General features: G+C 67.1%; 18 protein-coding genes and 2 pseudogenes. 12 read left to right on the forward strand and 8 right to left on the reverse strand.

Annotation, left to right across the window (positions count from 1 at the left end):
- Positions 1-74: 74 nt before the first annotated feature.
- Positions 75-212: a hypothetical protein gene (locus tag AC559T_RS04155; RefSeq protein WP_498867802.1), complete on the reverse strand. Its 138-nt coding sequence runs from the start codon at positions 210-212 to the stop codon at positions 75-77.
- A 139-nt stretch (positions 213-351) separates the two neighbouring features.
- Positions 352-963 (reverse strand): TetR/AcrR family transcriptional regulator, encoded by a 612-nt coding sequence (locus AC559T_RS04160; RefSeq protein ID WP_498867803.1) that lies wholly within the window; start codon positions 961-963, stop codon positions 352-354.
- A 75-nt stretch (positions 964-1,038) separates the two neighbouring features.
- On the opposite strand from AC559T_RS04160, the gene AC559T_RS04165 reads away from it, so the two are divergent.
- Together AC559T_RS04165 and AC559T_RS04170 are read left to right on the forward strand one after the other, a co-directional pair.
- Positions 1,039-1,989 carry an alpha/beta hydrolase gene (locus AC559T_RS04165; protein ID WP_498867804.1) on the forward strand — a complete coding sequence of 317 codons (951 nt, stop codon included), beginning with the start codon at positions 1,039-1,041 and terminating at the stop codon, positions 1,987-1,989.
- 140 nt (positions 1,990-2,129) lie between these two features.
- The gene (locus AC559T_RS04170) at positions 2,130-2,960 is read left to right on the forward strand and encodes a class I SAM-dependent methyltransferase (RefSeq protein WP_498867805.1); all 831 of its coding nucleotides are present in this window, start codon (positions 2,130-2,132) and stop codon (positions 2,958-2,960) included.
- A 595-nt stretch (positions 2,961-3,555) separates the two neighbouring features.
- Here the strand turns inward: AC559T_RS04170 and AC559T_RS04175 are convergent.
- Positions 3,556-3,795: pseudogene (locus AC559T_RS04175) on the reverse strand (flavodoxin); the annotation flags it as partial.
- Positions 3,796-3,997: 202 nt separating this feature from the next.
- On the opposite strand from AC559T_RS04175, the gene AC559T_RS04180 reads away from it, so the two are divergent.
- The 8 genes from AC559T_RS04180 to AC559T_RS04215 all read left to right on the forward strand — a co-directional run bounded on the left by AC559T_RS04180 (position 3,998) and on the right by AC559T_RS04215 (position 9,762).
- A complete protein-coding gene (locus AC559T_RS04180) occupies positions 3,998-4,216 on the forward strand; it encodes a type II toxin-antitoxin system HicB family antitoxin (protein ID WP_091270497.1) in 219 nt (72 codons plus the stop codon).
- Positions 4,216-4,434, forward strand: a complete 219-nt coding sequence (locus AC559T_RS04185; protein WP_498867806.1) for a type II toxin-antitoxin system HicA family toxin — start codon at positions 4,216-4,218, stop codon at positions 4,432-4,434. The genes AC559T_RS04180 and AC559T_RS04185 overlap by 1 nt, the downstream gene beginning before the upstream one ends.
- 190 nt (positions 4,435-4,624) lie before the next feature.
- Positions 4,625-4,861: a hypothetical protein gene (locus AC559T_RS04190; RefSeq protein ID WP_498867807.1), complete on the forward strand. Its 237-nt coding sequence runs from the start codon at positions 4,625-4,627 to the stop codon at positions 4,859-4,861.
- Entirely contained in the window at positions 4,858-5,184 is a 327-nt protein-coding gene (locus AC559T_RS04195; protein WP_498867808.1) for a helix-turn-helix domain-containing protein, read from the forward strand. The genes AC559T_RS04190 and AC559T_RS04195 overlap by 4 nt, the downstream gene beginning before the upstream one ends.
- Positions 5,185-5,515: 331 nt before the next feature.
- Positions 5,516-6,067, forward strand: a complete 552-nt coding sequence (locus AC559T_RS04200) for a restriction endonuclease (protein ID WP_498867809.1) — start codon at positions 5,516-5,518, stop codon at positions 6,065-6,067.
- 247 nt (positions 6,068-6,314) lie between these two features.
- Positions 6,315-6,998, forward strand: coding sequence for a vWA domain-containing protein (locus AC559T_RS04205; protein ID WP_498867810.1), 684 nt, complete (start codon positions 6,315-6,317; stop codon positions 6,996-6,998).
- On the forward strand, positions 6,995-7,825 hold the full coding sequence (locus tag AC559T_RS04210; protein ID WP_498867811.1) for a PP2C family serine/threonine-protein phosphatase: 831 nt from the start codon (positions 6,995-6,997) through the stop codon (positions 7,823-7,825). Before AC559T_RS04205 ends, AC559T_RS04210 begins: the two co-directional genes overlap by 4 nt.
- On the forward strand, positions 7,822-9,762 hold the full coding sequence (locus AC559T_RS04215; RefSeq protein ID WP_498867812.1) for a helix-hairpin-helix domain-containing protein: 1,941 nt from the start codon (positions 7,822-7,824) through the stop codon (positions 9,760-9,762). Before AC559T_RS04210 ends, AC559T_RS04215 begins: the two co-directional genes overlap by 4 nt.
- 22 nt (positions 9,763-9,784) lie before the next feature.
- On the opposite strand, the gene AC559T_RS04220 is transcribed toward AC559T_RS04215, so the two are convergent.
- From AC559T_RS04220 to AC559T_RS04235, 4 genes are all read right to left on the reverse strand, one after another.
- Positions 9,785-9,991 (reverse strand): type II toxin-antitoxin system YoeB family toxin, encoded by a 207-nt coding sequence (locus AC559T_RS04220; RefSeq protein ID WP_498867818.1) that lies wholly within the window; start codon positions 9,989-9,991, stop codon positions 9,785-9,787.
- A 139-nt stretch (positions 9,992-10,130) separates the two neighbouring features.
- The gene (locus AC559T_RS04225; protein ID WP_498867813.1) at positions 10,131-10,394 is read right to left on the reverse strand and encodes a flavodoxin; all 264 of its coding nucleotides are present in this window, start codon (positions 10,392-10,394) and stop codon (positions 10,131-10,133) included.
- 135 nt (positions 10,395-10,529) lie between these two features.
- Entirely contained in the window at positions 10,530-12,098 is a 1,569-nt protein-coding gene (locus AC559T_RS04230) for an MFS transporter (protein WP_498867814.1), read from the reverse strand.
- Complete coding sequence (locus AC559T_RS04235; RefSeq protein ID WP_498867815.1) at positions 12,095-12,478, reverse strand: cupin domain-containing protein; 384 nt, start codon at positions 12,476-12,478, stop codon at positions 12,095-12,097. Before AC559T_RS04235 ends, AC559T_RS04230 begins: the two co-directional genes overlap by 4 nt.
- Positions 12,479-12,673: 195 nt before the next feature.
- Between AC559T_RS04235 and AC559T_RS04240 the strand changes: the two genes are divergently transcribed.
- Complete coding sequence (locus tag AC559T_RS04240; protein ID WP_498867816.1) at positions 12,674-13,375, forward strand: TetR/AcrR family transcriptional regulator; 702 nt, start codon at positions 12,674-12,676, stop codon at positions 13,373-13,375.
- Positions 13,376-13,458: 83 nt separating this feature from the next.
- Here the strand turns inward: AC559T_RS04240 and AC559T_RS04245 are convergent.
- Positions 13,459-13,701, reverse strand: a pseudogene (locus AC559T_RS04245) (flavodoxin); the annotation flags it as partial.
- A 282-nt stretch (positions 13,702-13,983) separates the two neighbouring features.
- Between AC559T_RS04245 and AC559T_RS04250 the strand changes: the two are divergent.
- Positions 13,984-14,166: a PIN domain-containing protein gene (locus AC559T_RS04250; protein WP_498867817.1), complete on the forward strand. Its 183-nt coding sequence runs from the start codon at positions 13,984-13,986 to the stop codon at positions 14,164-14,166.
- Positions 14,167-14,249 lie beyond the last annotated feature (83 nt).

Consider the following 14,249-nt stretch of genomic DNA (forward strand, 5'->3'; position numbering starts at 1 on the left):
ATAGTAAATGCAATCGCAGAACTTGTGGAAACTCGCGTGCTCCGTACGGTCACGCCACGTATCCCATGAGGCGGCTACGCCCCCATGGTCACCGAGAAGACGGATCGCGTCACCGTTGCCCGCCGGCGGGGCGAACTGGGCGCCTGCCCGCCCGCCTGGCGCAGCACAGCGACAGCGTCGCGCGTCGCGATGTCCACGAGCGTCTCGTCCATGCCCTGATCATCGCCAACACACCGCCACCCAGCGCTCGGCTTCCGCCCGCACCGCCGGGTCGCCCCCGCCAACTCGATCCACTGCAATGTGATCACGCGAGTCGACGCCGATGGCCTGTTCGACTTTTCGATCATCTGGCTACCCAGGCTCCGACGAGCGTTCTGAGCCGAGGTTCGAGGAGGGCGGGGAGCCTCGCTGAAGTGCGGGCAGGACCATCTCGACCAGTGCGGCGACGTCGGCGTCGGCCATCGGCTCGCCGGTCATGCCCATCCGGTGGAGCAGGGTTCCGACCACGACGTCGGTGAAGAACAGGACCCGGGCCTCCGGCTCGCCGAGCGCGTTCTGGAGTGCTAGTCGATACGGGTCCTGCAGCCGCGCGGACAGGATCTCGCGCAGGGCCGGGTCGCTGACGGCGTCACTGAACACGCCGGCGAACGCGTCGCCCACCCCGGGTTCGCCGATCTTCGCCGCGATCCAGCGGATAGCCGAGGACATGATCTCGGCTCGGCTGGCGCCCTCCAGTGGCGCCGGACCGAAGGCGTTCAGAAGGCAGTCCACGATCAGCTCGCCTTTGGACGGCCAGCGCCGATAGATCGTCGTCTTGGCGACACCGGCCGCCGCAGCGATGCGTTCGACGGTGGCGCGCGCGTAGCCGAGCTCATGGACCGTGCTCAGCGTGGCGGCGAACACCGCGGCGTGGACGCCGGCGCGCGGGCGGCCGGGTGGTCTGGCGGAGATGGCCGATGCCATGGACACACGATACCGGTTTTCGCTACCGTAAGTTTCGATACTGAAGGTCGCGGAACTACCTTTCCAGGAGAGACCATGAGCGAGATCATGACTACGGGGCGTCCGTCGGAGCCGGACTGGTTGGAGATGACGGCCGAGGAGCTGGTCGCCTACCGCGACGCGGAGAACCGCTTTCGGGCGTCCAGCGCGGTGCGGGCGATCACCGGGGATCCGGATCCCGGCGCCGCGATTGACTGGCAGGAGGTGGCGCTGCCCGGCCGCAGACTGCCGGTCCGGGTGTATCATCCGGCAGCCCGCGCCGGCGGAGGCGCCGAGCTGCCGTTCGTGCTCCACGTGCACGGCGGCGGGTTCGTGGGTACGGCGGTGCAGAGCGACTGGGTCAACAGCCACCTCGCCGCCCAGGTTCCCGCGGTCGTCGTCTCGGTCGAGCACCGACTCCTCGGCCGGCGAACTCCGCTGTCGGCGGCCGTCGCCGACGGCTGGGACGTGCTCCAGCATGTGCTCCAGGCCGCCGAGCAGTGGGGCATCGACCCGGCGCGGACGGCCGTGTTCGGCGAAAGCTGCGGCGCGTTGATCAGCGCCCTGACCGCCATCCGGGCCAGCGAGTCCGACCTGCATCTCAAAGCGCAGGTGCTGGTCAACCCCGCCGTCGATGTGACCGAGACGATGCTCGCCCACGCCTCGGTCACCCAGCACGCCCGCACCCCGACCCTCGCCGTGCCGGTGCTGCAGCTGTTCCAACGGCTCGCCGTTCCGCCGGGAACCGACCCGCGCGCGCTTTCGCCGCTGTATGCCGACAGCCTGAACGGGCTGGCCCCGGCGCTCGTGGTGGTGCCGACCCACGACCCGCTGGCCGATCACGGCCGCCGCTACGCCGAACGGCTGCGAGCGGCCGGGACGTCGACGCGTCTGACCGAATACCCCGGAGCGGGGCACGCGTTCCTCAGCACCCCGGGCTTGGCGCAGCAGGCCGACGCCGCGCGGGTGGAAATCCGCGAGTTCCTCCGGGCACACCTCGTTGGCTGACGTTGAACCGCTGGAGCCACGACGCGTTGATCCCGGACCTGTGCCGTCCTGTCGTTGACGCCGCCCAGCCTGTCTCGCGCCGCACCGCCCATGAGGCCGTCGACGGGCAGGGATCGCGACCCAATCCACCTGGAGTGAACATGACCGATGACAAGATCGACGGTGCGGCCCTGGACGGTGTGGCGGCTACGTGCCTGTGGACGCTGCGCAACCGCGCCGAGGAGTCGATGCACCCGGGCTCGGCGTTCCACGATCCGCTGGCGGAGCGCCTCTACCGCGGGATCGACTACGATTACGAGCGATTCGGCAAGCTCAGCCAGAGCCATCCGCTGCGCGCGCTCGCCCTAGACATCGCCATCCGCACCTATCTGGACCGGCGCCCCGCCGCCACGGTGGTCGCCCTCGGCGAGGGTCTGCAGACCACCTACTGGCGCCTGGGACGGCCTGGCATCAACTGGCTGTCCGTGGACCTGCCACCCGTGATCGACCTGCGCCGACGTCTACTCCCCCAGGAGCCACGCATGACCGCGATCCCGGCCTCGGCGCTGGACCACACCTGGATGGACGCTCCCGATCCGGCGCACGGCGTGTTCATCTCCGCCGAGGGACTGTTCATGTACTTGGAACGCGGCCAGGTGATGACCCTGATTGCCGAGTGCGCCGCGCGGTTCCCCGGCGGGCAGCTGTTCTTCGATTCGATACCTGCTTCGCTCAGCAAACGGACGATGAAGGGCTACCGCCTGTCGGCCCGCTACACCGCGCCGCCCATGCCGTTCAGTCTGTCGGTCTCCGAGGCCGCCCGCCTGCCCGCGCAGATCCCCGGCGTGGCCACAGCCGAAGACCTACAGCCGCCGCTCGGCCGCAGGGCATGGCGGTCGAGAACACTCCGGAAGATCGCGGTCCTGCCCGGCCCGCGCGATCTGCGCCCGTCGATCGTCCTGTTGAGTTTCGCCGCCCCTCCCGAACAGTAGGCCCGGTGCGCTGCCCAGCGAGTTCGGGCGGCGTACGGGCTGCCCTGCACGCAAGGGAGTATGGGTCACCCGTTTCCCTTGAAAAGCTCGGCGATTTTCTTTCCGCCCTGGCCAGCTAGCCAGCCAGGTCTCGAAACTCATCAGCCCCGGATGCAGCTCGACCTTCGGACCCCGGGCAAGGACGGCCTGCTTTCGGCCTGGCCATCTGCGCGTGGCGAGCGGGCCCCTACGCGACGCTGGCGGCGTGCGGTGGGTGGTCGCGCTAGCTTTAGCGGAGATCGAGTACGGGCGGTCGCCCTGCTGCTTCTTCCCCCGTCTGTCTCGTACTCGGCTGGACGTACGTGGTCAACGACCAGAAGGTGTCCGCGATCGGCCGCTACCTTCGCCACATCCTTGGACCCCGCATGGATGCCGGAGAACAGCACGACCTGCTCGGCCGGGAGTCGGAGCGCTGTCGGGATGCCGCTCACCGCCGCTGCCAGCGCGCCCAGCTCGGCGTCAACCTGGCACTGTTCCGCGGCTCCAGCGTCGGCACGCTCGGTTCGCAGATCCTGGTCGAGACGTCCTCACCCGCCGCGACCGATCATCCAGTCAGCTACGGCATCAAACTCGCGGCCGTTGTCGCACCCAGCTCCCAGCACGCCTCTCGATCCTTCGCGTCGAGCGCGCCAGTTACCGTCACAGGGTCTCGGAGACGCTTCCACTTCAGGCCGGTCACGATCGTCTCAACGCTTCGAACGGCGCCAACGGTGTCGGAGCCACCGTGGACGTACAGGGCGTACGGCCGTCCGACAGTCGCTTCCAAGATCGGATAGTAAACGCAGTCGCAGAAATGCGCCGAACCCTGGTCACGACGTCGTCACGACCCGGAGTCCCTACGACTCTCCGCCGGCCGACCGACCGGACACGATCTTCCTGTCGGCCGACCGCGACGCCCTGTCCGCGGCGCGGAGGCCGTGGGGCCGCGGCCCGGCGGGACCACGATCGCGGCAAGCGCGTGATCCGCGCTCAGGACGCCGTCGGGATACCGTGGACGCATGGCGGCGCCACGCACCACTACGGTCACGGTTCCGATCACTGTCGAGTGCGACGAGGACGGCGTCTGGTGCGCACATGCGCAGCTACGTCCTGGAGTAGGTGCCCACGGCGAGGGAGCCACCGAACAGGATGCACTGGACGATCTACGCGAGGCGCTCGTCGGGCTGATCGAGGAGTTCGGGGTTCCCCGAGAGTTGTCCGTCACCGTAGCGGCCTGATGCCGTCAGTGCCCTCCGTCCGAGGCATTCGGGTGGTCCACGCGCTGGAGCGTCAGGGCTTCAAGGTGGCGAGGGTCAACGGCAGCCATCACATCATGCGGCACCCGGACGGGCGTGGCACGACGGTCCCGGTGCACGGTACGCGCGACCTTGCGAAGGGCACCCTGCGCGGCATTCTCCATGACGTCGGCCTGACGATCGACGAACTCGCCCCGTAACAGCCTGTTCCGGGTCATGCGGGCTCAGGCTGGCCGTGACCGCTGCCCCGAGCTCCCAGCAGGCCTCGCGTACCGCGACATCCGCTTCGCCGACGATCGACAGCGGCTCGCGCAGACGCTTCCACTTCAGCCCTGTCGTGCAGCCCTGTCGTGATGATCTCGACTCCGCGGATCGCACCTGGGCCGGCCCTTGGTCGACCGCCTGGTCGGCTCGGAGATCCACAACTTCAGGGAGCTCAGGCCAGCCTCCGCAGGCACCTCGAAGATCCGCGCCCCGTTCGTCTTCGATCCCTGGCGCTGCGCCATCCTGCTGGTCGGCGACAGGTCGGGCGACTGGTCCGGCTGGTACCACACGGCAATCCCACGGGCAGAGACGCTGTACGTCGAGTATGTGAAGGAACGGGAAGCCGAGGAGGGCAGCTCGTGACCAGATTCCCCCGATGGAACGAGGTCCGTGCCGGCCTCGTCGCCGACGCCGGCGGCGACAAGGCCCTGACCGACGCCCGCAGGCTCCAGCAGGCCTACATCGACGGCCACCGCCTCGCCGACCGACGCAGACTCCTCGGCCTGACCCAGACAGATGTCGCCGAACACATGGGCGTCAGCACAAGCCGGATCTCCCAGCTCGAACGCGGCGGAGTCTCCAGCAAACGGCCCGGGCCGGGTCATCCGGTGGCAGGCATGCCTCGACATCCGCGATCGCCTGCGCGGTGGCGCCGAAGGGGACCGCCACTACCTGAGCCACACTGATCCTGGACATGCGCCACGCTGCCGCATTGCACGGTGCGGGGGCCAGCCTGGATGGCTGCGCTGCTCGTCGAGGCCGCGGCCCCGCCCTGCCCGGTCGTGCTCGCCGTCTGATGCACTGGTCTGACCGAGGCGATCAGCAAAAGCGCCACCTGACGATGCGTGATGCGTGAATAGTAGATGTGTGGTCGCTTGGGGTACTGGTCGGCGGGGTTCGCCGGTAGGTCGACGGCGCCCGAGTGCTCGCCGTACTCGTCCGTCCCGAGGCCCTCGACCGAGGAGGCGTCGGGCTAGGTCGTCGGCGCGTGAGCGGGCGTCTTTCTGGCTGGCGGGAGTGGCCTTCGGCGGCTTCTTCGTCGCCGGGCTCGTCCAGGACCTTGTGGGCGCGTGGGGGTGGTGGTCGCTGCCAGTCGGGATTCTCGTAATGCTCGCGACGGCAGTGGCGTTGTTCGTGGCGCGCGCTCGCGGGATCCGCGAGAGCGGGCGCCGGGCGGCTGTGGCCGCCATCGACGCACTGAATCCGACCGAGTTCGAGCATCATGTCGCGGATCTTCTGAGGCGTGACGGCTGCTTGCAGGTGCGCGTGGTCGGAGGTCGTGGGGACGGGGGCGTGGATGTGCTCGCCCACACCCCCCGGATGGCCCGGATCGCGGTGCAGTGCAAGCACTACCCGGGTCGCTCTGTGGGTCCGTCCGCGGTGCGGGACTTTAACGGCTGCGCGTGGACGGATCACCGTGCCGATGTCGCGTTACTGGTCACCTCGGGCCGGTTCACCCCCGCGGCCGCGGAGTTCGGCCGCCGTCACCGCATCCAGATGATCGACCGGGAGGTGCTCAGCCGGTGGATGGCCGGCGAGCGGGTCCTCCACCGCGCCCCTGCGCCCTGATGTGACACGGCCGGACACATGGCGTTGGGCCGTCTTGATACGGTTTGTGTTGCCTTCGACGACGCCGGAAATGGGGGTTCGGCTAGACCGGCGAGCACGGCGTCACGGGCAGCTTCGCCATCGCGCTGCCGTCGCCACACGACGGCGGTCGCGAGCGCCGTTTTGGCATTATTGAAACCGCATTTTCGGTCCGACGCCTCGTCGCTGAGCACCCTGCAACACCCACCCGAACAGAATTGAGATGGAGATGACCGAACAGATCGGCTACGACAACTTCGACTTTGGACACCAGCCCGAGGTGGACTTTGCGCTGAACCCCGAGCCGCGGTGCCCCTGTCTCCTACTGCTGGATGTGTCTGTGTCCATGAGCGGTCAGCCCATCCAGGAACTCAACGCTGGCCTCAGGGCATTCCAGGATGAACTCACCGCAGACAGCCTCGCCGCGAAGCGCGTCGAGGTCGGGATCATCACCTTCGGACCGGTGCAGGTGGCGACCGACTTCGTGTCCGCCTCGGCGTTCACAGCGCCCGAGTTGCACGTACAGGGAGCCACCCCGATGGGTGAAGCCATCACCCGAGGGCTGTCGTTGCTCCGTGACCGCAAGACCGAATATCGGAATAACGGGGTGAAGTACTATCGTCCATGGGTCTTTCTGATCACAGACGGGACGCCGACGGATAACTGGCATGCGGCCGCCCAAGCTGTGCAGGAGGGCGAGGCTGCGAAGGAGTTCGCGCTTTTCGCTGTCGGAGTTCAGGGCGCGAACATGGACATCCTCGGTCGGATCGCCGTCCGACAGCCGCTCGCGCTGCAGGGACTCAGGTTCCAGGAGCTCTTCCAGTGGTTGTCTGGCTCCCTGGGATCGGTCTCCCGTTCGGCCGTCGGCACCGAGACAACCCTCGCGGCACCTACCGGGTGGGCCGCCGTTTGACCTGGCGCGTCATCGCGAGGTCCGAAGTCGGTACCTCGCACATCAAACGAAGTCTGCCCTGCGACGACGACTGCCTCATCGCGCAGTATCCTCTCCGGGACGGCGGCGAGCTGCTCGCGGTCGTCGTCGCGGATGGTGCCGGCAGCGCCCAGCACGGTGGCAAAGGCGCACAGGTCGCGATAGCAGCTGTGGCAGCGGCTCTCCAGTCACACATGGGCGAATCAGAGAACACGCTGGATGCCAGCCTGGCCGAGATCCTGGTGACGGCAGCACACGACGAAATCGAATCCAGAGCCGCGAGCGACAACCTCCGGCCTCGAGACTTTGCCTGCACCCTGCTTGGTGTGTTCGCTGCACCGAGACTTGGCACGATGGCCTTCCAGATCGGAGACGGCGGAATCGTCCTCGACATCGGGAACGGGCTGGAACTCGCCGTGGTTCCCATGGCCGGAGAGTACGCCAACATGACGCACTTCATCACGCAGGAAAACTTTCGCGAGATCCTCGCCGTCCGAACCTTTGATTCCATGGCAACAAAAATCTCGGCATTCACTGATGGCCTGCAGGGAATCGCGCTCGACCTCACCGCAGACGCACCACATGAGCCATTCTTCATGCCTTTCTTTACGAAGCTCGAAGCTGCCGCGGGTGAAGACGAAGAAGTTCTGCTCGACAAGCTCAGCCTGGCTCTGGCGCGGTTCCTGCAAGGGCCGCAGGTCAACGAACGTACTGACGACGACAAGACACTCGCCATCGCGGTCTGGCTCGGCAGCGTCGACTCGACCGCGGCCAGTGGCGAACCAGGTAAATCGGGCACGTCGGCGTGAGCACGACCCGGCTGTTCACGTCGACCGGTAAAGAACTTTCCCTCGGCCTGACTCTCGGCAAGGGCGGCGAAGGTACCGTTCATCAGATCAACGGAGACCCACGCCACGTCGCGAAGGTATACCACACGATCCCCGACGGCGGCCGACAGGAGAAACTTCGGGTGATGGCCTCCCTCGGAGATGCCGATATCCAGAAATTTGTCGCCTGGCCAGTGGAGACCCTGCATGTACAGCGGGGAGGTCCCGTCCGGGGTTTTGTCATGCCGATCGCGGGTGCCTACGTCCCCGTTCACCAGCTCTACAACCCAGGCCACCGCAAGCAGGAACAGCCCCAACTGTCGTGGAAGCATCTGCTGGTCACGGCGCGGAACACGGCGGATGCCTTCGCCGCGGTCCACCAGCGCGGACTGGTCGTGGGTGACGTCAACGAGAACTCGGTGATGGTCGCCCCAAGTAACGGGCATGTGATGCTGATCGACGCGGATTCATTTCAGGTAAACGCGCATGGCCGAGTCTTTCCCTGCCTGGTGGGAGTCCCAGATTTCACCCCACCCGAGCTGCATGCGGTCGGCGACTTCAACCGGATGATCCGAACCGCCAACCACGACAGCTTTGGTTTGGCAATTCTGATCTTCCAGCTGCTCCTTGGCGGACGTCACCCCTTCGCGGGCCGCCCGCTCCGCAACGACGTCGGCAACGACATGTCCGTCGATATCAGTCAGTTTCGGTTTGCCGACGCTCTGGACAACGACAGGCGCGGGCTGGTCCCACCACCGATAGCCGTCCCGGTCACCATCCTTCCTGACGTGATCCACGGCATGTTCACTCAGGCGTTCACCGAGCCCGGAATCCAGCGCAGGCCGACCGCTCGGGAGTGGGTATCGGCTCTCGACAGGCTCCGACCGCAGACAGCCGTATGCCACGTCAACGCACACCACGCCTACCTGGCGCACGTGGGGGCATGCCCCTGGTGTTCCCTCGACAGTTCGGGAATCGTGCATTTCGTCAGGGCGCAGGTCGCCGCGAAGGTGCAGGCTGCGCGGGTCACTATCGGAACGTTGTGGGCACAGATATCCGCGGTCCCGCCTCCGGAGGAAATCGCCGCACCACCAGGCACCGGGATTAAGCCTGTCGCGCGGCCACTTCCGCCAACGGTGCACTCAAAGGCAACACCATTCTTTGTCTGGCCGGTCGTCGTCGGACTGGTTTTTGCGTCGATAGTAGTCGCCGGTGCGCCTGGGCTTTTGGCGTTGGTATTGCCCGTTCTGGCGAGCCGCTGGCTCAAGCACCGCAGTGAGCCCAGGAACCAGGAGAGGAACGTGCGCCTGCTGGCCAGAAAACAAGCGCGAGATGCGCATGCAGCCGCGGTTCGCGAGGCGGAGGAAGCCGGCCCTGCAGGGTTTCAGAATCTCTATGATTCGCTTTCCAGGATCTACTCTGAGTACACCGTGGAAATCTCCAGGAGTGAGGGACAGACACTTGCGGAATTTGACCGCACCGTACGGGACCGTCAGCTGCGCCGCCATCTGGAACGACAGTACGTCAGCAGTGCCTCGATCAGGGGAATCGGCCCGAACCTCAAGCAGCGGCTTGTCGCGTACGGTGTCAACACCGCGGCAGATGTGAACCAGGCCAGGGTGATGGAAATACCCGGATTCGGGGACGTAAAGACCGGATCCCTGGTCGCTTGGCGTGATTCCTGCGAACGTACTTTTCGCTACAATCCGCAGGACCCTGCCATACCCAAGGAGCGAGAGCAGGCCCTCGCAGTCTACGAAAGGCGCCGCAGGTCCATCGAGAACGATCTCCAGCGCGGTCTCGCAGAACTCCAGCGCCGCAGCCGGCTCGGGCCAGAGGCGCGTGCCGACCTTGAACAGAAGCTGGCTGCCTCGGTCTGGCGACTCACCCAAGCGGACGCCGATCTGGCGGCTCTCTAACGAGGCTCAACGCAGCCCTCCTCTAGCAAGGCTCGCAAGCTGCGGAGCGCAGGCCGGCGAGGTTGTTGCGTAGCAGCTCGGTCTTGCCGATCCCCTGTCCTTCCGAATCGCGTTTAATGTCCGCGATCAGGGCGTTGATGCGCTTCGGGGTCCTGCGGTCCTGGCCCTGCCAGTACAGGCGCGCCGACGCCTCGGCCCGGCGCCGCTGCGGGCGTTGTTCGAAGCTCAGACCTTGACACCACCAGCCCCGACCTCATTACACGGCCTTGCGGTTAGCCCTGCTCATCGAGCCCGCCGAACCGCGGCACGGCCACCCGAATTCTCCTGATCCTGTTCCACCAGTCCCTCGCGTTCCACGTGCCGACTGATCACGCCGACATCAGGTTAGCGGCGGCCGTGGCGCCGAGTTCCCAGCAGGCCTCGCGTACCGCGGCGTCCACTTCGCCGACGATCGACAGCGGCTCCCGCAGGCGCTTCCACTTCAGCCCCGTGGTGATGGTCTCGACGCCACGGATCGCGCCGGTGGTGTCGCTGTTGCCATGGACGTAGAGCGCGTACGGCCGGCCTACGGTTGCCTCAAGCACGGGATAGTAGATCTGGTCGCAGAACTTGCGGAAAGTCGCGTGCCTCATACGGTCACGCCACGTGTCTCACGACGCTCGCCGTCACGGGCCGCGTGGCCATCGTCCCGGTCGGACGCGATCACGCGCGGGGCCCCGGTGACACCGCGTTCTGCCCCGGAACGCCCTGCCGGGCTATGTGCCCGCCTAATCCTCCTGCCCCTGGCCGTCTGCCGGCGGTTGCCAGCTGTCGGGTACACCCGCGTGAACCGGCCGGATCGGCTCGCCGGCAGTCGGCATGCGCTGGCTAGCTTCCGGCGTGGCTGATCTGGAGGACCTGGCTGGCAGGGCGATGAAGGCGAGGACCGCGGCGAGGCCGAGAAGCAGACCGCTGACGCCTACGGCAGTCGCATACCCGGCAGCGAGAGCGGCGCGGGCGCCGCCATCATGACGGCCGGTCACCGCGATCGCCACGGTCGCCAGGGCCGCGAGGCCGATCGAGCCTCCGATCTGACGTGAGCTGGTGATCAGTCCAGCGGCCATCCCCGCCTCGGCCGGAGCGATACCAACTGTCGCGGCAGTCCCCATCGGAACCACGCACAGGCCGATTCCGGTGCTCGTCACGATCGAGGGCCCAAGGATGGAAATGAGGAAGCTCCCGTGTGCTCCGAGTACCGCGGCGAACCAGCCGAACCCGACTGCGGCCAGCGCCCCGCCAACAGCCAGGAGGAGGCGTCCCTCGACCCGTGTCGCCAGGCGGGACGCCGTGGTCGACCCGAGCAGCATGCCGGCGCAGAACGGTAGGAATGCGGCCCCCGTGGTTGCCGCCGAATAGTCCAGCACCTGTTGGAGGTAGAGCGAGACGAAGTAGAAGGCAGCGAACTGGCCGGAGAACAGGAGCAACACGAACAGGTTGGCGACGACGACTGAGCGATGGGTGAGCAGCCGCATCCGCAGCAGCGGCGCCGACACGCGGGTCTCGACCACGGCGAAGGCCGTGAGCAGGAGCATGGCCACGCCAAGGGTGAGCAGCGTCGTCGCCGATCCCCAGGGGTGGATGTCCGTGCGGGTGACTCCGAGGACCAGCATCGAGGTTCCGGCAGTGGCCAGCAGCGCTCCGACGACATCCGGCCGCGGCGCCGGCCCTTCCCGACGATCAGCGGGGATGCCGCGGCGGGCTGCCGCCAGCAGGAACCCCATGATGGGCACGTTCAGGAACAACACGATCCGCCAGCCCGCCCACTGGGTCAGCACTCCCCCGGCAAGCACGCCCACCGCGCCTCCGACCGCGGCTGCCGCTCCCCACAGCCCGAGCGCCCTGGCCCGCTCCGGCCCGGCGGGGACGTATACCGTGATGAGGGTGAAGGCGATGGGAGCGAGGACGGCCGCGCCGACACCCTGCATGGCCCGGAAAGCAATGAGCTCCCCCGAACTCTGGGCGAGCCCTCCGGCCAGACTCGCCACCCCGAAGACGACGAGCCCGGCCAGCAGCGCCCGGCGCCTCCCGACCATGTCGCCGATCCGGCCGCCCAGCATGATCAGGCCACCGAACGTCAGCGAGTAAGCATTGACCACCCAGGTCAGGCCGCTTGGGCTGAAGTCGAGCGCGGACCGGATGTGCGGCAGCGCCACGTTCACCACCGAGGTGTCCAGCGCCACCATCGCCTGTACCAGCAACACGACCACGAGAAGCCACCGGGCGGACTGCTCGGACGGGTACCCCGGGATTGCCCGGTCCGCCGGGGTGGTGGGAACAATGGTCCGGGAGTCCGTCACGCCCGCCTCTCCAACCGGGAGCCGAGGCGCAGTGCGATGCTCATCAGATCGCTCGGAGCATCCAGTTCGAAGCGGTGCCAGCGATTGCGCGGAACGACGAAGCCGGTCCCGGCAGCCAGGGTGACCACAACCTGCGCGCCCTCGGCCTCCCCCTGCCTCAGATAGAGGCGGGCCTGCCCGGACAGTACGCACACAGCCTCGTCGCTTTCGGGATGTACTTCCCAGTGGTCGCTGTGGACGTCGTGGTCGGTCTCCGCGTGCGTGAGGGCGACCGTCCAGCCCTCGTCATCGGCATCCATCCGCCGTTCTTCGACGGTGACAGCCCTGCCAGGGCGCAGGCGCAGCACAGCGGTGAGCAGGTCGACAGGAGTCAGGTCCATCGGCGGGCCTCCTGGGCACGTGCGAGGGGTCTCCGGCATGACGGCGGTTGGACTGGGAGCGCGCCGACCGATCGACGGCGACTTTAGGAACATGTTCGAAAAGTAGCTCAGGCAGCCCTTGGAGTCGAGCAGCGACCAACAACGTGATCCAGGACACTCACCGGCAGCGCCGTCGAGCCGGGGCATGATGAAACCGTGACAGCGGCAGATCCCTCGGCCCCGGCTCGCGGGCGGATGGGTCGCCCGCCGCGCACCTCCCGCGCGGACATCATCGCGGCGGCCCGCCGCTTGATCGACCGGGACGGCTGGGAAAAGTTGACCATGCGCCGACTCGCCGCGGAGGCCGGCACCGCGTCGACGACTCTGTACCACCACGTCCGCGACAAGGACGACCTGCTCACACAACTCCTGGACGACTATGCGGAGCAGATGCCCCGCCCTGCCATGCCAGCCGACCCACGAGAACGCATCATCACGGCCGCGACGGTCATCCGGGAGACGCTGGCCGCCTGGCCGTGGGTCGTCGGGGTTCTGATCCAGGACGATCAGGTGGGCCGGGCAGCGCTGTGGATGGTGGAAACGCTCCTTGCCGGGGCCATCGAGTGCGGATGCACACCGGAGCAGGCCGTCGACCTGTACCGGAGCATCTGGTACTACACCGCCGGCGAGATCCTCGTCCGGGCAAACCGTGACCAACAGCGAGCCGAAAAGCGCGGTCCGGCCCGGCGCGACGACCTCATACGCGGGGCCGACGCCACCGAGTTGCCGCACCTCGCGGCGCTCGCGGAACGCTGGGCCAGCCTGGCCAGCCGGGACACCTACTCGCTCGGCCTGCGCAACCTCGTTGACGGATTTCTCCGAAACCTGCCAGACCGCGGCGAACCCGACCGTGCGTAGCAGGACCTGGTACGACTGCCATCCAGGTCGTTCGCCGCCATTGCGTTGTCGACCGTCATCCCAGGCGATCCACGACAGCGTGACTACGACATCAGGCTCGCGGCGGTAGCGGCACCCAATTCCCAGCAGGCCTCGCGGTCCTTCGCGTCCGGCGTGCCGATCACTGTCACGGGCTCACGCAGGCGCTTCCACTTCAGACCGGTGGCGATCGTCTCCACGCTGCGGACCGCGCCAGCGGTGTCGGAGTTGCCATGGACATACAGGGCGTACGGCCGACCAACGGTTGCTTCCAAGCATGGGTAATAGGCTTGATCACAGAAGTACCGAGAAGTCAGGTACACCGCGCGACCACGCTACGTGACCAATGGGGTCGGCTCCATGGTCGGACGGGTCGGGAGGGCAGCCCGACGACGCCGGCGCTGCCGAATGCTCACCAAGATCGACGCCCGCGAAAGTACAGTACCGTACTGATCGGTGTCAGGCTCCAAGACCCCTCAAGCTATTCGCAGTTTCGCGGTGCGGGCTACACTCCGGTCCCCCGGAGATCTTCTGGTTTTCGGGAAGAACCATGACGATCCATACGCGGGTCCGATGACTGAGCCGGCAGGGTGCTCGACGTCGATCAGAACGTGGCCAACGCCGCAGCACGGCTCCACGTGTCGGACCGGCGCCCGGCACACGACGCCTTGATCGCCGCCACAGCCCAGGTACACAGCCTCGTACTCGTCACCCGTAACGAGTACGACTTCGCTCCCATGAGAGTTCCGCTCGTGAATCCCTGGAGGGAGTAGATGTGAGCAGGCGGCCAGCTCCGGCGGCGCTGGCCGCTTGACAGCTTCGACAAGCCGACCGACTCCAACGAGGCACGGACCCG

It is taken from the genome of Frankia sp. Hr75.2 (genome assembly GCF_949319125.1).
GTDB lineage: Bacteria > Actinomycetota > Actinomycetes > Frankiales > Frankiaceae > Parafrankia > Parafrankia soli.

Bases quoted from the DNA above. Each gene is read 5' to 3' on its own strand.
- AC559T_RS04155 (WP_498867802.1), bottom strand. From the start codon at position 212: ATGGACGAGACGCTCGTGGACATCGCGACGCGCGACGCTGTCGCTGTG.
- AC559T_RS04160 (WP_498867803.1), bottom strand. From the start codon at position 963: ATGGCATCGGCCATCTCCGCCAGACCACCCGGCCGCCCGCGCGCCGGC.
- AC559T_RS04165 (WP_498867804.1), top strand. From the start codon at position 1,039: ATGAGCGAGATCATGACTACGGGGCGTCCGTCGGAGCCGGACTGGTTG.
- AC559T_RS04170 (WP_498867805.1), top strand. From the start codon at position 2,130: ATGACCGATGACAAGATCGACGGTGCGGCCCTGGACGGTGTGGCGGCT.
- AC559T_RS04180 (WP_091270497.1), top strand. From the start codon at position 3,998: ATGGCGGCGCCACGCACCACTACGGTCACGGTTCCGATCACTGTCGAG.
- AC559T_RS04185 (WP_498867806.1), top strand. From the start codon at position 4,216: ATGCCGTCAGTGCCCTCCGTCCGAGGCATTCGGGTGGTCCACGCGCTG.
- AC559T_RS04205 (WP_498867810.1), top strand. From the start codon at position 6,315: ATGACCGAACAGATCGGCTACGACAACTTCGACTTTGGACACCAGCCC.
- AC559T_RS04225 (WP_498867813.1), bottom strand. From the start codon at position 10,394: ATGAGGCACGCGACTTTCCGCAAGTTCTGCGACCAGATCTACTATCCC.
- AC559T_RS04235 (WP_498867815.1), bottom strand. From the start codon at position 12,478: ATGGACCTGACTCCTGTCGACCTGCTCACCGCTGTGCTGCGCCTGCGC.